General features: G+C 67.3%; 16 protein-coding genes. 12 read left to right on the top strand and 4 right to left on the bottom strand.

The window, feature by feature from the left end; translation table 11 throughout:
• Window positions 1-47 precede the first annotated feature (47 nt).
• The 7 genes from NM203_RS01670 to NM203_RS01700 all read left to right on the top strand — a co-directional run bounded on the left by NM203_RS01670 (window position 48) and on the right by NM203_RS01700 (window position 6897).
• A complete protein-coding gene (locus NM203_RS01670) occupies window positions 48-560 on the top strand; it encodes a YflT domain-containing protein (RefSeq protein ID WP_255057855.1) in 513 nt (170 codons plus the stop codon).
• Window positions 561-711: 151 nt separating this feature from the next.
• Window positions 712-2106: an ABC transporter substrate-binding protein gene (locus tag NM203_RS01675; RefSeq protein ID WP_255057856.1), complete on the top strand. Its 1395-nt coding sequence runs from the start codon at window positions 712-714 to the stop codon at window positions 2104-2106.
• A gap of 2 nt (window positions 2107-2108) precedes the next feature.
• On the top strand, window positions 2109-3035 hold the full coding sequence (locus NM203_RS01680) for a carbohydrate ABC transporter permease (protein WP_308212802.1): 927 nt from the start codon (window positions 2109-2111) through the stop codon (window positions 3033-3035).
• A gap of 12 nt (window positions 3036-3047) precedes the next feature.
• A complete protein-coding gene (locus tag NM203_RS01685) occupies window positions 3048-3872 on the top strand; it encodes a carbohydrate ABC transporter permease (protein ID WP_255058275.1) in 825 nt (274 codons plus the stop codon).
• Window positions 3873-3878: 6 nt separating this feature from the next.
• Window positions 3879-5054 (top strand): ABC transporter ATP-binding protein, encoded by a 1176-nt coding sequence (locus NM203_RS01690; RefSeq protein WP_255057857.1) that lies wholly within the window; start codon window positions 3879-3881, stop codon window positions 5052-5054.
• 6 nt (window positions 5055-5060) lie between these two features.
• Window positions 5061-5636, top strand: coding sequence for a suppressor of fused domain protein (locus NM203_RS01695; RefSeq protein ID WP_255057858.1), 576 nt, complete (start codon window positions 5061-5063; stop codon window positions 5634-5636).
• Between the two features lie 178 nt (window positions 5637-5814).
• A complete protein-coding gene (locus tag NM203_RS01700) occupies window positions 5815-6897 on the top strand; it encodes a TerC family protein (protein ID WP_255057859.1) in 1083 nt (360 codons plus the stop codon).
• A gap of 175 nt (window positions 6898-7072) precedes the next feature.
• Here the strand turns inward: NM203_RS01700 and corA are convergent, their stop codons facing one another.
• Complete coding sequence (corA, locus tag NM203_RS01705; RefSeq protein WP_255057860.1) at window positions 7073-8179, bottom strand: magnesium/cobalt transporter CorA; 1107 nt, start codon at window positions 8177-8179, stop codon at window positions 7073-7075.
• A 150-nt stretch (window positions 8180-8329) separates the two neighbouring features.
• On the opposite strand from corA, the gene NM203_RS01710 reads away from it, so the two are divergent.
• Together NM203_RS01710 and NM203_RS01715 are read left to right on the top strand one after the other, a co-directional pair.
• Window positions 8330-9499 (top strand): NAD(P)-dependent malic enzyme, encoded by a 1170-nt coding sequence (locus NM203_RS01710; protein ID WP_255057861.1) that lies wholly within the window; start codon window positions 8330-8332, stop codon window positions 9497-9499.
• A complete protein-coding gene (locus NM203_RS01715; protein WP_255057862.1) occupies window positions 9499-10347 on the top strand; it encodes a glycine betaine ABC transporter substrate-binding protein in 849 nt (282 codons plus the stop codon). Before NM203_RS01710 ends, NM203_RS01715 begins: the two co-directional genes overlap by 1 nt.
• On the opposite strand, the gene NM203_RS01720 is transcribed toward NM203_RS01715, so the two are convergent.
• The gene (locus tag NM203_RS01720) at window positions 10344-11174 is read right to left on the bottom strand and encodes an SDR family NAD(P)-dependent oxidoreductase (protein ID WP_255057864.1); all 831 of its coding nucleotides are present in this window, start codon (window positions 11172-11174) and stop codon (window positions 10344-10346) included. The genes NM203_RS01715 and NM203_RS01720 overlap by 4 nt on opposite strands.
• 256 nt (window positions 11175-11430) lie before the next feature.
• On the opposite strand from NM203_RS01720, the gene NM203_RS01725 reads away from it, so the two are divergent.
• Window positions 11431-12612 carry an MFS transporter gene (locus NM203_RS01725; protein WP_255057865.1) on the top strand — a complete coding sequence of 394 codons (1182 nt, stop codon included), beginning with the start codon at window positions 11431-11433 and terminating at the stop codon, window positions 12610-12612.
• 76 nt (window positions 12613-12688) lie between these two features.
• Window positions 12689-13129 (top strand): pyridoxamine 5'-phosphate oxidase family protein, encoded by a 441-nt coding sequence (locus tag NM203_RS01730; RefSeq protein ID WP_255057866.1) that lies wholly within the window; start codon window positions 12689-12691, stop codon window positions 13127-13129.
• 114 nt (window positions 13130-13243) lie between these two features.
• Here NM203_RS01730 and NM203_RS01735 read toward each other — a convergent pair whose 3' ends face one another.
• Both NM203_RS01735 and NM203_RS01740 read right to left on the bottom strand, forming a co-directional pair.
• Window positions 13244-14083, bottom strand: coding sequence for an SDR family NAD(P)-dependent oxidoreductase (locus NM203_RS01735; RefSeq protein ID WP_255057867.1), 840 nt, complete (start codon window positions 14081-14083; stop codon window positions 13244-13246).
• Complete coding sequence (locus NM203_RS01740) at window positions 14080-14430, bottom strand: nuclear transport factor 2 family protein (protein ID WP_255057868.1); 351 nt, start codon at window positions 14428-14430, stop codon at window positions 14080-14082. Before NM203_RS01740 ends, NM203_RS01735 begins: the two co-directional genes overlap by 4 nt.
• Before the next feature lie 150 nt (window positions 14431-14580).
• On the opposite strand from NM203_RS01740, the gene NM203_RS01745 reads away from it, so the two are divergent.
• Window positions 14581-15408, top strand: coding sequence for a MerR family transcriptional regulator (locus NM203_RS01745; protein WP_255057869.1), 828 nt, complete (start codon window positions 14581-14583; stop codon window positions 15406-15408).
• Window positions 15409-15479 lie beyond the last annotated feature (71 nt).

The raw sequence follows: 15479 nt of genomic DNA on the forward strand, positions 1-15479 counted from the left end.
ACGCGCTCGTGCGCGAGCCGGACGCCGATACGACCGAGGACAGGACCATGACGAACCCGTTACAACCAGGACAGAGCCCGCGCCGAGGGGCGCCGCTGGGGTTGCCCACACCTCCGAAGGGCTGGCCGATCGGGTCCTACCCGACGTACGCCGAGGCCCAGCGCGCGGTCGATCACCTGTCCGACCAGGAGTTCCCCGTTGAGCAGGTGACGATCGTCGGCGTGGATCTCATGCAGGTGGAGCGCGTCACCGGACGGTTGACGTGGCCGAAGGTACTGGGCGGCGGTGCGGCGACGGGTGCGTGGCTGGGTCTGTTCATCGGCCTGGTGCTGGGCTTCCTCAACTCCAATCCGGAGGCCAGCATCCTCGGCCCGCTCATCGCCGGTTTGCTCGCGGGCATCCTGTTCGGCTTGATCACGTCGGCCATTCAGTACGCGATGGCGCGCGGCACAAGAGATTTCAGTTCGACCATGCAACTCGTTGCCGGACGCTACGACGTCCTCTGCGATCCGCAGAGCGCGGAGACGGGACGGGATCTGCTGGCGCGCTTGAAGATCTGAGCCCGCCGCGCGCTGTTCGCGGGTTCGCTGGCGACTCGCGCGGAGGTCACGATCGGGGCCCGATCTCGCGGCTCGCCTGCCAAAGTGTTGCGGATCACGCGCCGCGCACTCTACGGTTTGCGCGCAGGGTGAACTAGACGGGAGGCGGGCAGTGCGCGCTCGACAGCTGTGGGCTGCGGCGTTGGCTGCGCTCACCACGGCGTCCTTGGTGTCGTGTAGTTCCGAAGGTGGCGGGATCGTCATCAACTACTACACACCGGCCAGTGAAATGGCGACGTTCACCGCCGTGGCGAAGCGCTGCAACGAACAGCTCGACGGACGTTTCACCATCAAGCAGATCAGCTTGCCCAAGGGCGCCGACGACCAGCGGTTGCAGCTGGCCCGACGTCTCACCGGCAATGACCGCACGCTCGACGTGATGGCGCTCGACGTGGTGTGGACCGCCGAGTTCGCCGAAGCCGGTTGGGCTTTGCCGCTCAGCGACGATCCGGCGGGTCGGGCCGAAGCCGACGCGAAGGACGACACGCTGCCCGGTCCGCTCGAGACCGCCACGTGGAACGACACGCTGTACGCGGCTCCGATCACGACCAACACTCAATTGCTCTGGTACCGAGCCGATCTCATGAAAGAGCCGCCCGCGACCTGGGATGCCATGGTGGCCGAGGCGACCCGGCTGCACGCCGCGGGCGAACCGAGCTGGATCGCGCTGCAGGCCAAGCAGTACGAGGGTCTGGTGGTGTGGTTCAACACGTTGCTGGAAAGTGCGGGCGGACAAGTCCTCTCGGACGACGGCAAGAGCGTCACGCTGACCGACACCCCCGAGCACAGGGCGGCCACCGTCAAGGCGCTCGAGATCATCAAGGCCGTGGCCACCGCGCCCGGCGCCGACCCCTCGATCACGCAGACCGACGAGGGCACCGCACGCCTCGCGCTGGAGCAGGGTAACGCCGCACTCGAGGTCAACTGGCCGTTCGTGCTGCCGTCGATGCTCGAGAACGCGGTGAAGGGCGGCGTGTCGTTCCTGCCGCTCAACGACGACCCGTCCCTGCAGGGCGCCATCAACGACGTGGGCACGTTCTCGCCGACCGACGAGCAGTTCACGACCGCCTACGACGCCAGCAAGAAGGTGTTCGGTTTCGCGAACTATCCGGGTGTGTTGCCGGGGGAGCAGGCCAGGGTCACCATCGGCGGCTTGAACCTCGCCGTCGGCAAGAACACTCAGCACAAGGCGGAGGCGTTCGAGGCCATCAGGTGCATGCGCGACGTCGAGAACCAGCGCTACACCTCCATCGAGGGCGGCCTGCCCGCGGTGCGGACGTCGCTCTACGACGATCCGGCGTTCCAGCGGAAGTACCCGCAGTACGCGATCATCCGCGAGCAACTCACCAACGCCGCGGTGCGGCCGGCGACGCCGGTGTACCAGTCGGTGTCGACGCGCATCTCCGCGACGCTCGCGCCGATCACCGACATCGACCCGGAGCGGACGGCTGACGAACTGGCCGAGCAGGTGCAGAAGGCGATCGACGGGAAGGGGCTCATTCCGTGACGATCGAAGTCGACGCTGTGCCTGTCGGCTCCTCGCGCGAGCGCTCGTCGTCCGACGACAAGAAGTCCGAACGCCGGCTCGCCTTCTGGCTCGTCAGTCCGGCCGTTCTGCTGATGCTGGCGGTCACCGCCTACCCGATCATCTACGCGGTGTGGTTGTCGCTGCAGCGCTACAACCTCGCGGCACCGGACGACACGAAGTTCGTCGGCATCGACAATTACGTCACCATTCTGACCGACCGGTACTGGTGGACGGCGTTCGTCGTCACCCTGGTGATCACGGTGGTGTCGGTCGCGATCGAGTTCGTGCTCGGCATGGCGCTGGCGCTCGTCATGCATCGGACGATCTTCGGCAGGGGCACGGTGCGCACCGCGATCCTGGTGCCGTACGGCATCGTCACCGTTGCGGCGTCGTACAGCTGGTACTACGCGTGGACGCCGGGCACCGGTTACCTGGCGAACCTGCTGCCCGAGGGCACCGCGGTGCTGACCGAACAGATCCCGTCGCTCGCGGTCGTCGTGCTCGCCGAGGTGTGGAAGACGACGCCGTTCATGGCGCTCCTGCTGCTGGCTGGTCTGGCTCTGGTGCCACAGGATCTACTCAACGCCTCCCAGGTCGACGGGGCGGGCGCGTGGCAGCGGCTGACGAGGGTCATCATCCCGATGATCAAGCCCGCGATCCTGGTGGCGCTGCTGTTCCGCACGCTCGACGCGTTCCGGATCTTCGACAACATCTACGTGTTGACCGGCGGCGCCAACGACACCGGCTCGGTCTCGATCCTCGGTTACGACAACCTGTTCAAGGCGTTCAACCTCGGGTTGGGCTCGGCGATCAGCGTGTTGATCTTCCTCTGCGTCGCCGTGATCGCGTTCATCTTCATCAAGCTCTTCGGCGCGTCGGCGCCCGGTGCCGACGAGGAGGGACGCTAGGTGAACGAGCGGGTGGGCGCCGGCCGCGCCACAGGCTGGATCGTCATCAACATCCTGGTGGTGATCTACGCGCTGTTCCCGGTGCTGTGGATCCTGTCGCTGTCGTTGAAGCCGACCTCAACGGTCAAGGACGGCAAGCTGATTCCGTCCGCGGTGACGTTCGACAACTACAAGGCGATCTTCCAGGGCAACATCTTCACCTCGGCGCTGGTCAACTCGATCGGCATCGGGCTCATCACCACCGTGATCGCGGTCGTGATCGGCGGCATGGCGGCGTATGCCATTGCACGCCTGAGCTTTCCGGGTAAGAAGTTGCTCGTCGGCGTCGCCCTGCTGATCGCAATGTTCCCGCAGATCTCGCTGGTGACGCCGATCTTCAACATCGAGCGCAGCATCGGGCTGTTCGACACCTGGCTGGGCCTGATCATCCCCTACATCACGTTCGCGCTGCCGCTGGCGATCTACACGATGTCGGCGTTCTTCAAGGAGATCCCATGGGATCTGGAGAAGGCCGCCAAGATGGACGGCGCGTCGCCGGGGCAGGCCTTCCGCAAGGTGATCGCCCCGCTTGCGGCGCCGGGCATCGTCACCGCCGCAATCCTGGTGTTCATCTTCGCCTGGAACGACCTGCTGCTGGCGCTGTCGCTGACGGCCACCGAACGCGCGATCACGGCGCCCGTGGCGATCGCGAACTTCACGGGCAGTTCGCAATTCGAGGAGCCGACGGGTTCCATTGCGGCGGGCGCAATGGTGATCACGGTGCCGATCATCATCTTCGTACTCATCTTCCAAAGACGGATCGTGGCCGGTCTGACGTCCGGCGCGGTGAAGGGGTAGGCGGTTATGGCCGAAATCGTGCTGGACAAGGTGTCGAAGAGCTACGCGAGCGGCGCAACGGCGGTGAAGGACCTGTCGATCACGATCGCCGACGGCGAGTTCATCATCCTGGTGGGTCCGTCGGGGTGCGGAAAGTCCACGACGCTCAACATGATCGCCGGTCTCGAGGACATCACCGAGGGCGAGCTGCGCATCGGCGGCGACCGGGTGAACGAGAAGGCGCCCAAGGACCGCGATATCGCGATGGTGTTCCAGTCCTACGCGCTGTACCCGCACATGACGGTGCGCCAGAACATCGCGTTCCCGCTGACGCTGGCCAAGGCGTCGAAGGCCGACGTCGCCGCGAAGGTCGAGGAGACCGCCCGCATTCTGGATCTCACCGAGCTGCTGGATCGCAAGCCCGCGCAGCTGTCCGGTGGTCAGCGCCAGCGCGTCGCGATGGGGCGCGCGATCGTCCGCAGCCCCAAGGCGTTCCTGATGGACGAGCCGCTGTCGAATCTCGATGCCAAGCTGCGCGTCCAAATGCGTTCGGAGATCGCACGTTTGCAGAACCGGCTGGGTACCACCACCGTGTACGTCACGCACGACCAGACCGAGGCGATGACGCTCGGCGACCGCGTCGTGGTGATGCTGGGCGGCGTCGCGCAGCAGATCGGCACGCCCGACGAGCTGTACCACCGGCCGGCCAACCTGTTCGTGGCCGGTTTCATCGGCTCGCCCTCCATGAACTTCTTCCCGGCCCAGTTGACCGACGGCGGAATCAAGCTGCCGTTCGGTGACGAGGTCCTGCTGTCCCCGGAGCTGCAGGACGCGCTGAGCAAGCATCCGACACCGGCCAATCTGATCGCCGGCGTCCGGCCCGAGCACATCGAGGACGCCTCGCTGATCGACACGTACGCCCGCATCCGTGCGCTGACGTTCAGCGTCACCGTCGACATGGTCGAGTCGCTCGGCTCGGACAAGTACGTGCACTTCCACTCCGAGGGCGCCGGTGCGCGCGCCGCGCAGCTGGCCGAGCTCGCCGCCGACTCGGGCGGCAATGAGAACGAGTTCGTGGCACGGGTTTCCGCGGAGTCGAGGGCCGCCATCGGTCAGCAGATCGAGCTGGCGATCGACACCACGAAACTGACGCTGTTCGACGCCGACTCCGGGGCGAACCTGTCCATCCCGCCTGCTGAATAGCCCTGCGTGAGCGACGTTCTCGCCTCGGTGCGGGCGCATCTCGTCGAGTACTTCGCCGGGGCGGAACCGGCCGCCGCGAGCGTGACGTTCCTCGGGGTCGAGCCGATCGACATCCTCCGCTTCGGACCGCAGGACGACGTGTATCACCATGTGTCGCTGGGCTGTTCACGTCATCCGATGGCCGAGCCCACCGACTTCCTCGCCGACCCGGATCGGGGTCCGCGAGCCGAGGTGCTGGTGTCGCTGCGCGGGCCGACGCCGACCGGGCTGTCGCAGTCGATCGCCATCGTGGCCGCGGCCCCTGCGGTCGAGGGTCTGGTGCTGGTGCCCGACGCGCTCATCGACCTCGAGGCGCCGCTGTGGGAGCGAGCTCCGTTCACCGCGGTGCTGTTGGGGCCCAGCGACATCCCGGATCTGGAGCGGGCCGCTCTGGATCCGGTGACTGTGTTCGCCGCGGTTCCGATCACCCCGACCGAAGCAGCGTGGGTGCGGCTCAAGGGCGCCGACGCGATGCGCGAGGCGTGGCGCACCGACGGCGTCGACATCCTCGACCCGCACCGCCGCGCCGCGAGCCCGTCCTGACCGAACTTGACGAGCGCGCCGGGTCACGTATCCTCGTCCCCGAGGGGAGTACCCACCTCGCTTGAGATCGTCAGTACGGCCGCCCCCTGCGGCGGCCCGGTCCAAGCGCCGACGCCCGCGCTCGATGCGGGCATCGGTCGGGGAGACCTCCGGTGTTATCGAACCGGAGGAAATCATCGTGACCGTTCCACTCTGGGCATGGGCTGCCGTGCTGGGTGTCATCCTGGCGATGCTCGCCATCGACCTCTTCGCCCATCGCGAGGCACACGTGGTGAGCATGCGCGAGGCCGCCGCCTGGTCCGGCATCTGGGTCGCCCTTGGCCTGGCCTTCGGCGGGGTCGTCTGGTGGGTGTGGGGTGGCGAATTCGCGGCCCAGTACTACGCCGGCTACGTGATCGAGAAGTCGCTGGCCGTCGACAACGTGTTCGTCTTCGCGATCATCTTCAGCTACTTCGCCGTCCCGCGCGAGTATCAGCACCGGGTGCTCTTCTACGGGGTGCTCGGAGCGTTGGTCTTCCGGGCCGTGTTCATCGCGGCAGGCTCCGTACTCATCGCCAGCTTCGCCTGGATCCTGTACGTCTTCGGCGCATTCCTCGTGGCGACCGGAGTCCGAATGGCGTTGCACCGCAACGAGACCATCAACCCCGAGCGCAGTCTGGTGCTGCGGCTGTTCCGTCGGATCATTCCCGTCACCGACGGATACCACGGTCAGAAGTTCCTGGTCCGGCAGGCCGGGCGGTGGGTCGCCACACCCCTGCTGGCGGTGCTCGTGCTCGTCGAGGTCACCGACATCATCTTCGCCGTCGACTCCATCCCCGCCATCTTCGCCGTCACCCAGCAGCCGTTCCTGGTGTTCACGTCCAACGCCTTCGCGATCCTGGGCCTGCGCGCCATGTACTTCCTGTTGGCCGACCTGATGCACCGCTTCGTGTACCTCAAGCTGGGGCTGGCCCTGGTCCTGGTGTGGGTCGGCATCAAGATGCTGCTGCTCGAGGTCTACAAGATCCCGACCGGCATCTCGCTCGGCGTCGTCATCGCGCTGCTCGCCGTCGCGGTCACCGCGAGCTGGATCCGCACCCGGAACAGTGGTGAATCCTCGGCAGAGGCGCCAACTCTCGCCGTTGTGGCGGGAGAGGGGAGTACCTCACCCAGTCCTCCGTCATCAACACGTTCCGCCGTATGCGGATCCGGCGAAGGCGCCCGCGACGACGACGCGGGTCGAGCGAGACCTCGTTTCACGACGGAACGAGACTTGCCATGACCACGACCACTGCCCCCAGCCGTCGCATCGCTGCGCTGAACGCCTCCACGGTGACCGCGCTGCAGTCGCATCGCGCCTACCCAGCATCTCCATTCTGGCCAGCACGCAGCCGGGAGGACTTCCGGACGGCACAGACGTGGCGCTGACGCTGCGCCAACGATGATCGACGGCCGGGCTACAGCCAGTGGTTGCGGCGGAACGTCATGTACAGCACCGTGCACACCGTCGCCATGATCAGCAGCACCGCGGGATAACCCCAGACCTGGTGAAGCTCGGGCATGTGGTCGAAGTTCATGCCGTAGATGCCGGCGAGCGCGGTCGGCACGGCGGCGATCGCGACCCACGCCGAGATCTTGCGCATGTCGGTGTTCTGCTGCATCGACACCTTGCCGACGGCGGCCTGCACCAGCGAGCTGAGCACCTCGTCGTAACCGGCGACGCGCTCGGACGCCTGTGTGTTGTGGTCGAGCACGTCGCGCATGTACCGCCGGACCTCCTTGGAGATCAGGTCGTTGTGGTCGGTGCCGATGCGCTGCAGGGCGAACGTGAGCGGCGCGACGGCGCGTCGCATTTCGACGACTTCCCGCTTGAGCAGGTAGATGTGCTCGATGTCGGTGGTGCTAGTGGGGGAGAAGACGTTCTCCTCCATCGAGTCGATGTCGTTCTCGACCAGATCGGTGACGTCGAGGTACGAGTCCACGACGTGGTCGGCGATGGCGTGCATGACGGCGTACGGTCCCAGCGAGCACGTCGCCGGGCTGGTGTCCATGTGCTTGCGCACCTTGGCGAGCCCGCCGTGGTCGCCGTGCCGCACAGTCACCACGAAGTCCCTGCCGACGAAGATCATGATCTCGCCGGTCTCGACGATCTCGCGGGCCATCGCCACCGATTCGTGCTCGACGTAGTTGATGGTCTTGAGCACCAGGAACAGCGTGTCGTCGTAGCGCTCCAGCTTGGGCCGCTGGTGGGCGTGCACCGCGTCCTCGACCGCCAGTTCGTGCAGGCCGAAGACGTCCGCGACCGCCTGCATCTGGTGTTCATCGGGTTCGTGCAACCCGATCCACACGTAGGCCGGGACGCCGGTCTGCTCCAGCTGGTGCACCTTCTCCAGGGCGGCGCCGTGGGTGTATTTGCCGGGCAGTCGCACGCCCTCGGAGTAGACGGCGCAGTCGACCATCGCGCGCGCGACGGGCACGTGAATCGAGTGGGCGTCCGGGTCGACGGATCGGGGCTTCGCCGGCGGTCGGAGCAGGGATGGCTGCAGGCCGCGGAACGAGGGCATGCGCTGACCTCCGATCGTGGCATGGACTGCGGAAACCGGGCGGTTGCATCGTACGCGCCGGACCCGGGTGCGGCCGACTACCGAGAGCGCATCGCGGCGCCGATACCCATGGCGCTCAGCGCCGGGAGTCGGTGAAGTAACGTGACGAGAGTGTCCGAAGCCGTGCGCACACCCCAGGTCATCATCGACGACGCCGAGATCTTTGCCGCTCACGAGGGTGGAAAGCTGTCCGTCGAACTCAAGTCCCCGTTGGATACGCAGCGCGCGTTGTCCATCGCCTACACGCCGGGTGTGGCGCAGGTCAGCCGAGCGATCGCGACCGACCACACGCTGGCGGCGAAGTACACGTGGGCCAACCGGCTGGTTGCGGTGATCAGCGACGGCACCGCCGTGCTCGGACTCGGCGACATCGGGCCCGCGGCGTCGCTGCCCGTGATGGAGGGCAAGAGCGCGCTGTTCAAGACGTTCGGCGGACTCGACTCCATCCCGATCGTGCTCGACACCAAGGATCCCGACGAGATCGTCGAAACCGTCATCCGGCTGCGCCCGACGTTCGGCGCGGTGAACCTCGAGGACATCTCCGCTCCGCGCTGCTTCGAGGTGGAACGCCGCCTGATCGAGGCGCTCGACTGCCCGGTCATGCACGACGACCAGCACGGCACCGCCATCGTGGTGCTCGCGGCGCTATTGGGCGCCACCAAGGTGCTCGAACGCGATATGCACACGCTGAAGCTGGTCATCGCCGGCGCCGGGGCCGCGGGGGTGGCGTGCGCCAACATCCTGCTGGCCGCGGGTGTCAGGGACGTGATCGTGCTGGACAGCAAGGGCATCGTGCACAGCGGTCGTGACGACATGAATCCGTTCAAGGTCGAGCTCGCCGGCCGGACGAATCCCCGCGGGCTCACCGGTGGGCTCGCACAGGCACTGGACGGCGCGGACGTCTTCATGGGCTTGTCCGCCGGCCTGGTGCCGGAGGAGCTCATCGCGACGATGGCACCCGGCGGCATCGTGTTCGCGATGTCCAACCCGGACCCGGAGATCCACCCCGACGTGGCGCGCAGGCACGCGGCCGTCGTCGCGACCGGCCGCAGCGACTTCCCGAACCAGATCAACAACGTGCTGGCGTTCCCCGGTGTGTTCCGGGGCGCGCTCGACGCCGGTGCCCGCCGTATCACCGAGCGCATGAAGGTGGCTGCGGCCGAGGCGATCTTCTCGGTGGTCGGCGACGACCTCGCGGTCGACCACATCGTGCCGAGCGCGCTCGACCCGCGGGTCGGCCCGGCGGTGGCGGCCGCGGTGGCGGCGGCATCAGAGGACTGATGCCGGTGCGCCGGTTGGCGGCCACGCTCCTGTCATGCGGGTGGGCGCTGCTGATCGTCGGATGCGGTGGCACCGACGCGCCGCCGTCGGTGGCGGTGGGTGCGGGGCCGGACGCCGAGTCCGAGCTGCTGGCCCAGTTGTACGCGGCGGCGATCCGCTACTACGGCAGCCCCGCTCACGTCGAACGCGGCGACGACCCCGTCACCGACCTCGACTCCGGAGACGTGCAGGTGGTTCCCGGCCTCACGGGACGACTGCTCACCCGCTTCGATCCCGAGGCGGTCGCCCTCGGCGACGAGCAGGTGTATCGCAGCATGATCTCGTCGCTACCCGAGGGCATCGCGGCGGGGGACTACGCGATGTCCGCATCCGACGAACCCGCACCCGCCGTCGCGGAGGCCACGGCGACCAGGTGGGACGGCCGTGACGTGTCGGCGCTGGTGAAACACTGTGCGGGTCAGCGGGTCGGCGCGGTTGAGGGGGAGGTGCCGCCCGCCGAGGTCGGGGCCTGCACGCTGGCCGAGCCGCGTGAGTATCCGGACCCCACTTCGCTTTTCGCCGCGCTGCGGTCCGGACGGATCGACGTCGCGTGGACGTCCTCCGCCGCGTCCGACGTGCCCGACGGCGTCGTCGTGCTGGCCGACAAGACGTCGCTGATCCGCGCCGAGAACGTGGTGCCGCTCTACCGTCGCAACGAGCTGTCGGAGCGACAGGTGTTGGCGCTCAACCAGATCGCCGGTGAGCTCGACACCGGGTCGCTGGCCGACATGCTGCGCAAGGTCGGCGAGGGCGCGGACTCGGGTGCGGTCGCCGCGGAATGGCTGGCGTCGCACCCGCTCGGCCGTTAGTGCGTGCCGGGCAGGAGCCTCTTGAACACGCCCGAGAACAGCTTCTGGTAGCCCGGTCCCGTCAGGCGCACGATGGCGTCGAGCGCCTTGGCGTCGTTGCCGATCAGCACACGGGCCTTGTTCTTGCGAACGCCGTCCATGATGACCTGAGCGGCCTTCTCCGGGGTCGTGCTGGCGAGCTTCTTGTCGAAGGTCTCTGCGAGTTCGGTGGTGTCGATGCCCTCGGCGGCGGTCATGTTGCGCGCGATGCCGGTCTTGATGCCGCCGGGGTGCACGGTGGTCACCTTCACCGGGTGCTTGGCGAGTGCCATCTCCTGGCGCAGCGCCTCGGTGAAGCCGCGGACCGCGAACTTCGCCGCGTTGTAGGCCGCCTGGCCGGGCACCGAGAAGAGGCCGAAGACGCTGGAGACGTTGACGACGTGGCCGTCGCCGGACTCGATGAGGAGGGGGAGGAACGACTTGGTGCCGTTCACGACGCCCCAGAAGTCGACGTCCATGATGCGCTCGATGTCCTTGTAGCTGCTGACCTCGATGTCACCCGTGAAGGCGATACCCGCGTTGTTGTAGATCTGGTTGACCTTGCCGAAGTGCGCCTTGACCTCGCCGGCGTACAGCTCGAACGCCTCGCGCTCGGTGACGTCGAGACGGTCGGACTTGTACTTGGCGCCGATCGCCTTCAACCGCTGCTCGGTCTCCGCCAGCCCCTCGGTGTTGACGTCGCTGATGGCGACACTGGCACCGCTGCGCGCGAGCTCGACCGCCAGCGCCTGCCCGATTCCCGATCCGGCGCCCGTCACGACCGCGACTTTTCCGGCGAAGCCCTCCATGGACACTCCTCGTGTTCGCTATTCGACTCGTGTGCAGCGTAGTCGGTACCGGCGGTACCGGCGGCCAGGGGGTGGGGGCCTCGCGAGTCGGCGGTGCGCACAATGCGCAGAAGAGCGGTTAACGCTGCTTGCGCGAGTAGCGCGCACAAGCGCGACTCGGTCGGCCGATCTCCGTAATTTCGACGTCACACCACCACGGGTGCCCGCCGAGAACGGATCGCCGATGTCAACCCCATTGCCAGTCAGGGCTTTTCCGATGAGCGCCTCCGCCGCGCGGCGCATCATCGGAGTGCTGCTCCTGGTCGCCCCGCTGGAACAGGTGGCCTTCGACCTCTACACGCCGGCGCTGCCGAGAATCGCCGAGCAGTTCGCGGCCTCGAACACCCTGGTGCAGAACACCGTCACCGCCTACGTCCTCGGTATGGCGCTGGTGGTGTTGCCCGCCGGCCTGATCGCCGATGCGATCGGACGCAAGCGCGTGCTGCTGACCGGTCTGGGGTTGATGACCCTGACGAGCGTGGGCTGTGCGCTGGCGAGGAGCCTGCCGATGATGATCGGGTTGCGCTTCCTGCAGGGATTCGGCGCGGGGACGTGCCTGTTGTTGGCCGCCACCATCGCGGCGGACTGTTTCCGCGGCGCGAAGCTCGTTTCGGTCCTGGGTCTCCTGGGAGCGGCGTGGGGAGCGGCCCCCGTGGTCGCGCCGGCAGTCGGTGGTTTCATCACCCAGTTCGGCTCCTGGCGGATGGTGTTCGCGGTACTGGCCGCGCTGACCGCGACCGTCGCCCTCCTGGCAGTCGTGGCACTGCCCGAAACACTGAGTGCTGGCAGTCGATCGCCCGTTGATCTGCGAGCGGCGGCGGGTGTGCTGGGGCAGGCGTTGCGTCATCGATCGTTCGTCGCCTTCGCGACGATGTTCGGCGTCGTCGCGGCGGCGCAGGCGGTGTTCGGTGTGGTGGGCCCCTTCCTCTACCAGACCGGGCTCGGATTCTCCTCTGCCACTTACGGTTTCATCGCCCTCGGGGTGGGTGCCGCGAACTTCCTCGGTGCGGCGACGTGCGGGGCCCTGGCTCGGCGGACCACGACCCGCCGGTTGGCCATCGGCGGATCCGTGGCTCTCGTGCTGGGCGGTGCCGTGCTGTTGGCCTCGGCGCAATTCGTCGGACTGTCCGCGGTGGCGATCACCGCGGGCGCTGCGCTCGCGCTGCTCAGCATCGGGGTGCTCGATCCGCTGACGAAGGGGCTGGCGATGAGCGTGTTCACACGCAACGTCGGACTGGTCACCGGACTGATCAGCACCTTCTGCTACGTGTCGATCACGATGGCGACGGCGCTGATGGCCTGGTTGCCCGAGCGCTCACAGGCACCCCTGGGCTGCACGTACCTCGCGGCGGGGGCGGTACTGGTCGCGCTGCTGTTACCCGTCCGGCGAACGGTCTGATCCGAATGTCGAGTGCGAGCTCGGCGGCGCGGGCGAAGGTCTCGTTCGCTTTGATGTCGACGTATAGCCTTGCCGGATGCCGAGGAAACTCACCGACGAGGAGATCGAGGCGTTGCTCGACAGCCGACCTGGCTGGGCGATGTTGAGCACCGTCGACGGCGACGGATTCCCGCACACCGTGCCCTTGGGATACTTCCGGCTCGGCCGCGACATCGTCATGGGCGTGCGGGATTCCACACGCAAAGTCGCGAACATCGAGGCCGATCCGAAGGTGAGCGTGATGCTCGAAGACGGCTCCACCATGGCGGACATCCGCGGAGTCCTGTTCCAGGGTCGTGCCCGAATCGTCCGGGAACCCGATGACAGGCTCGAGCTCGCGCGGGAGGGGGCGCGGGTGCGGGGCGTGCCGGAGAGCGAATGGCCAACGGAGGCCAGGCCGGGCGTCGTCTACATTCGCGTGACACCTATCAGGACAGTGTCATGGGATTACTCGGACTCATCGGGGCGCCGGACGTAATCCGGCTCGCGATCCGGGCGGGCTGCGTCCCGACGCCGCGAATCCGCTACCTCTGCCACCGCCCGAATCGCCCTGAGCGGCAGGGTCGTTCAGACCGAATCGCTCAGGACCTGCTCACTCTGGGAAATCCGCGCTGCGGGAGAGTGTTTCGTTGGCTCGGATGTCGGTCAGCATGGACTCCAGCGTGTCGACCACGGCGTCGTATCCGCCGTTGCCCAGGATCAGCCGCCGAGGCGGCGGGTCCTGCGCCATCGCCGCGATCACGGCACGCGCACCGCGGTGTGGATCGCCGGGCTGCACGCCGTCCATCGCGACGAACGTGGCGCGGACCTCCTTCAGCATGTCGTGGTACTCCGGAATCGGCTCGGTGACGGGTTCGTCTCCGAAGCCGGTGTAGGCGTTCGTGCGGAATGATCCCGGCTCGACCGTCAGCACGGAGATGCCCTGTGCGGCGACCTCGTCACGCAGCGCGTCGGTGACGGCTTCGATGGCGAACTTCGTCGCGCTGTAATAGCCGAATCCCGGCGCCGCCACGAGACCCGCCACCGACGACACGTTGACGATCCACCCGGTGCCGCGTGCCCGCATCCCCGGCAGCACCGCCCGCGTCACGGACAGCACCCCGAAGAAGTTCAGCTCGAACATCCCGCGCAACGCGGACTCGTCCATCGCCTCGATCGAGCCGAACCAGCCGCGGCCGGCGTTGTTGACCAGCACGTCGATGCCACCGAAGTGCTCCTCGGCGGTGCGCACCGCACGCCGCACAGCCGCGGTGTCGGTGACGTCCATCGGCACGACCAGGACACGGTCGGCGTACTGCTGCGTCCACGTCGTCAGCTCCTGTGGACGCCGGGACGTGAGGACCACCCGGTCCCCGGTCTCGAGTGCGGCCTCGGCGAACGCCATCCCGAAGTTGCCGGGTGTGCCACCGGTGATGAACCACGTTCTGCTCACGGCTCGATCACCACCCGGCTGATCAGCGCGCCGTCGAGGGTGAACCGGTAGTGCAGGTCGGCGACCCCACCGGGGAAGTCACCCTCGAGGTGCTGTGCCACGTCGATACTCGGGTCGGTCTGCCCTTCGAGCACCGTCGCGCCGGTGATCTCGGTGGTGTAGGTGAACTCGCCGGCCGCCGTCGCGACCCAGGTTCCGATGTCGTCGTGGCCCGTGTAGTCGTGGCCCTCGTCGGTGACGACGGCGTCCGGGGTGAGCGTCGCGAGGGCTCGGACGGCTTCTCGGGCGTCGAGTGCGGTCATGAACGTCTTGATGTTGTCCGGGAGTGCATCCCAATCTGTGGTCATGACACCACGGTGCGGTTTCCCGTAGGGGGAAGGTCAAGACGAATCACAGAAGTCATGTTCGATCAGGCGTCGCATTGACCTTCCCCCTGGGGGAAGCTGCAGGATGGCCCCACCCGCACGACGCGAGCGCGGAGCACAGAGGAGGACCACATGGGCGCGCACGTCTCCATCGGCGACTTCGCCGTGATGACCAGCCTGAGCAGAAAGGCGCTACGGCACTACCACGACATCGGCATCCTCGAGCCGGCCCACATCGACTCCCACACCGGCTACCGCTTCTACGACACCAGCCAGGTCGATCACGCCCACATCATTCGCCGGTTCCGCGCCCTCGACATGTCCATCCCCGACATCAAGGCGCTGCTGAGCACCGAGGACGCCGCCGCGCGCACCGAGATCATCACGACCCATCTCGCGCAGATGGAGGAGCAGCTGCGGCAGACCCGTGACACCGTCGGCGCGCTGCGCGAGCTGCTCGCCCCCGTCGGCGCGCCAGCCCACGTGGAGGTGCAGCGCAAACCGGCGCTGGCCGTCTGGTCCATCGGCGCCACCATCGAGGTCTCCGAGATCGACGACTGGTTCGGGTCGTCTCTGGGAGTGCTGCGCGGCGCACTCGCGACCGCGGACGGCGCACCTTTCGAGGCCGCGCCGGGAGGACTCTACGACCGAGCACTGTTCCTCGAATCACGAGGACAGGCAACGATGTTCGTCCCCGCGCCACACACCGCACGTCCGCCGGACGGTGTCCGCGCCGAGATCCTGCCCGCAGCCGAGTTCGCCGTGCTCACCCACACCGGCGGTCACGACGGCATCGACCGCAGTTACGCGGCTCTGGGCACATACGTCAACGAACGTCTGATCAGTCACCAGGGCCCGATCCGCGAGCACTACCTCGGCGCCACGCCGCACGCTCCGATGGCGTTCACCGCCACCGAGATCTGCTGGCCCATCTTCAGCACCACCCCACCGGCGGAATGACGTGCACGAGCGTTTCGGCACCTACGGAGCATGGCTCAATCCCGCGCTGGGTGATAAGCACCGTATCGATA

This window comes from Mycolicibacterium arenosum (assembly GCF_024320865.1).
In the GTDB taxonomy this organism is placed as follows: domain Bacteria; phylum Actinomycetota; class Actinomycetes; order Mycobacteriales; family Mycobacteriaceae; genus Mycobacterium; species Mycobacterium arenosum.

What these genes read in the sequence shown, in the direction of transcription:
- NM203_RS01670 (WP_255057855.1), top strand. Translation starts at nt 48, where the DNA reads ATGACGAACCCGTTACAACCAGGACAGAGCCCGCGCCGAGGGGCGCCG.
- NM203_RS01690 (WP_255057857.1), top strand. Translation starts at nt 3,879, where the DNA reads ATGGCCGAAATCGTGCTGGACAAGGTGTCGAAGAGCTACGCGAGCGGC.
- corA (WP_255057860.1), bottom strand. Translation starts at nt 8,179, where the DNA reads ATGCCCTCGTTCCGCGGCCTGCAGCCATCCCTGCTCCGACCGCCGGCG.
- NM203_RS01715 (WP_255057862.1), top strand. Translation starts at nt 9,499, where the DNA reads ATGCCGGTGCGCCGGTTGGCGGCCACGCTCCTGTCATGCGGGTGGGCG.
- NM203_RS01720 (WP_255057864.1), bottom strand. Translation starts at nt 11,174, where the DNA reads ATGGAGGGCTTCGCCGGAAAAGTCGCGGTCGTGACGGGCGCCGGATCG.
- NM203_RS01725 (WP_255057865.1), top strand. Translation starts at nt 11,431, where the DNA reads ATGAGCGCCTCCGCCGCGCGGCGCATCATCGGAGTGCTGCTCCTGGTC.
- NM203_RS01730 (WP_255057866.1), top strand. Translation starts at nt 12,689, where the DNA reads ATGCCGAGGAAACTCACCGACGAGGAGATCGAGGCGTTGCTCGACAGC.
- NM203_RS01740 (WP_255057868.1), bottom strand. Translation starts at nt 14,430, where the DNA reads ATGACCACAGATTGGGATGCACTCCCGGACAACATCAAGACGTTCATG.
- NM203_RS01745 (WP_255057869.1), top strand. Translation starts at nt 14,581, where the DNA reads ATGGGCGCGCACGTCTCCATCGGCGACTTCGCCGTGATGACCAGCCTG.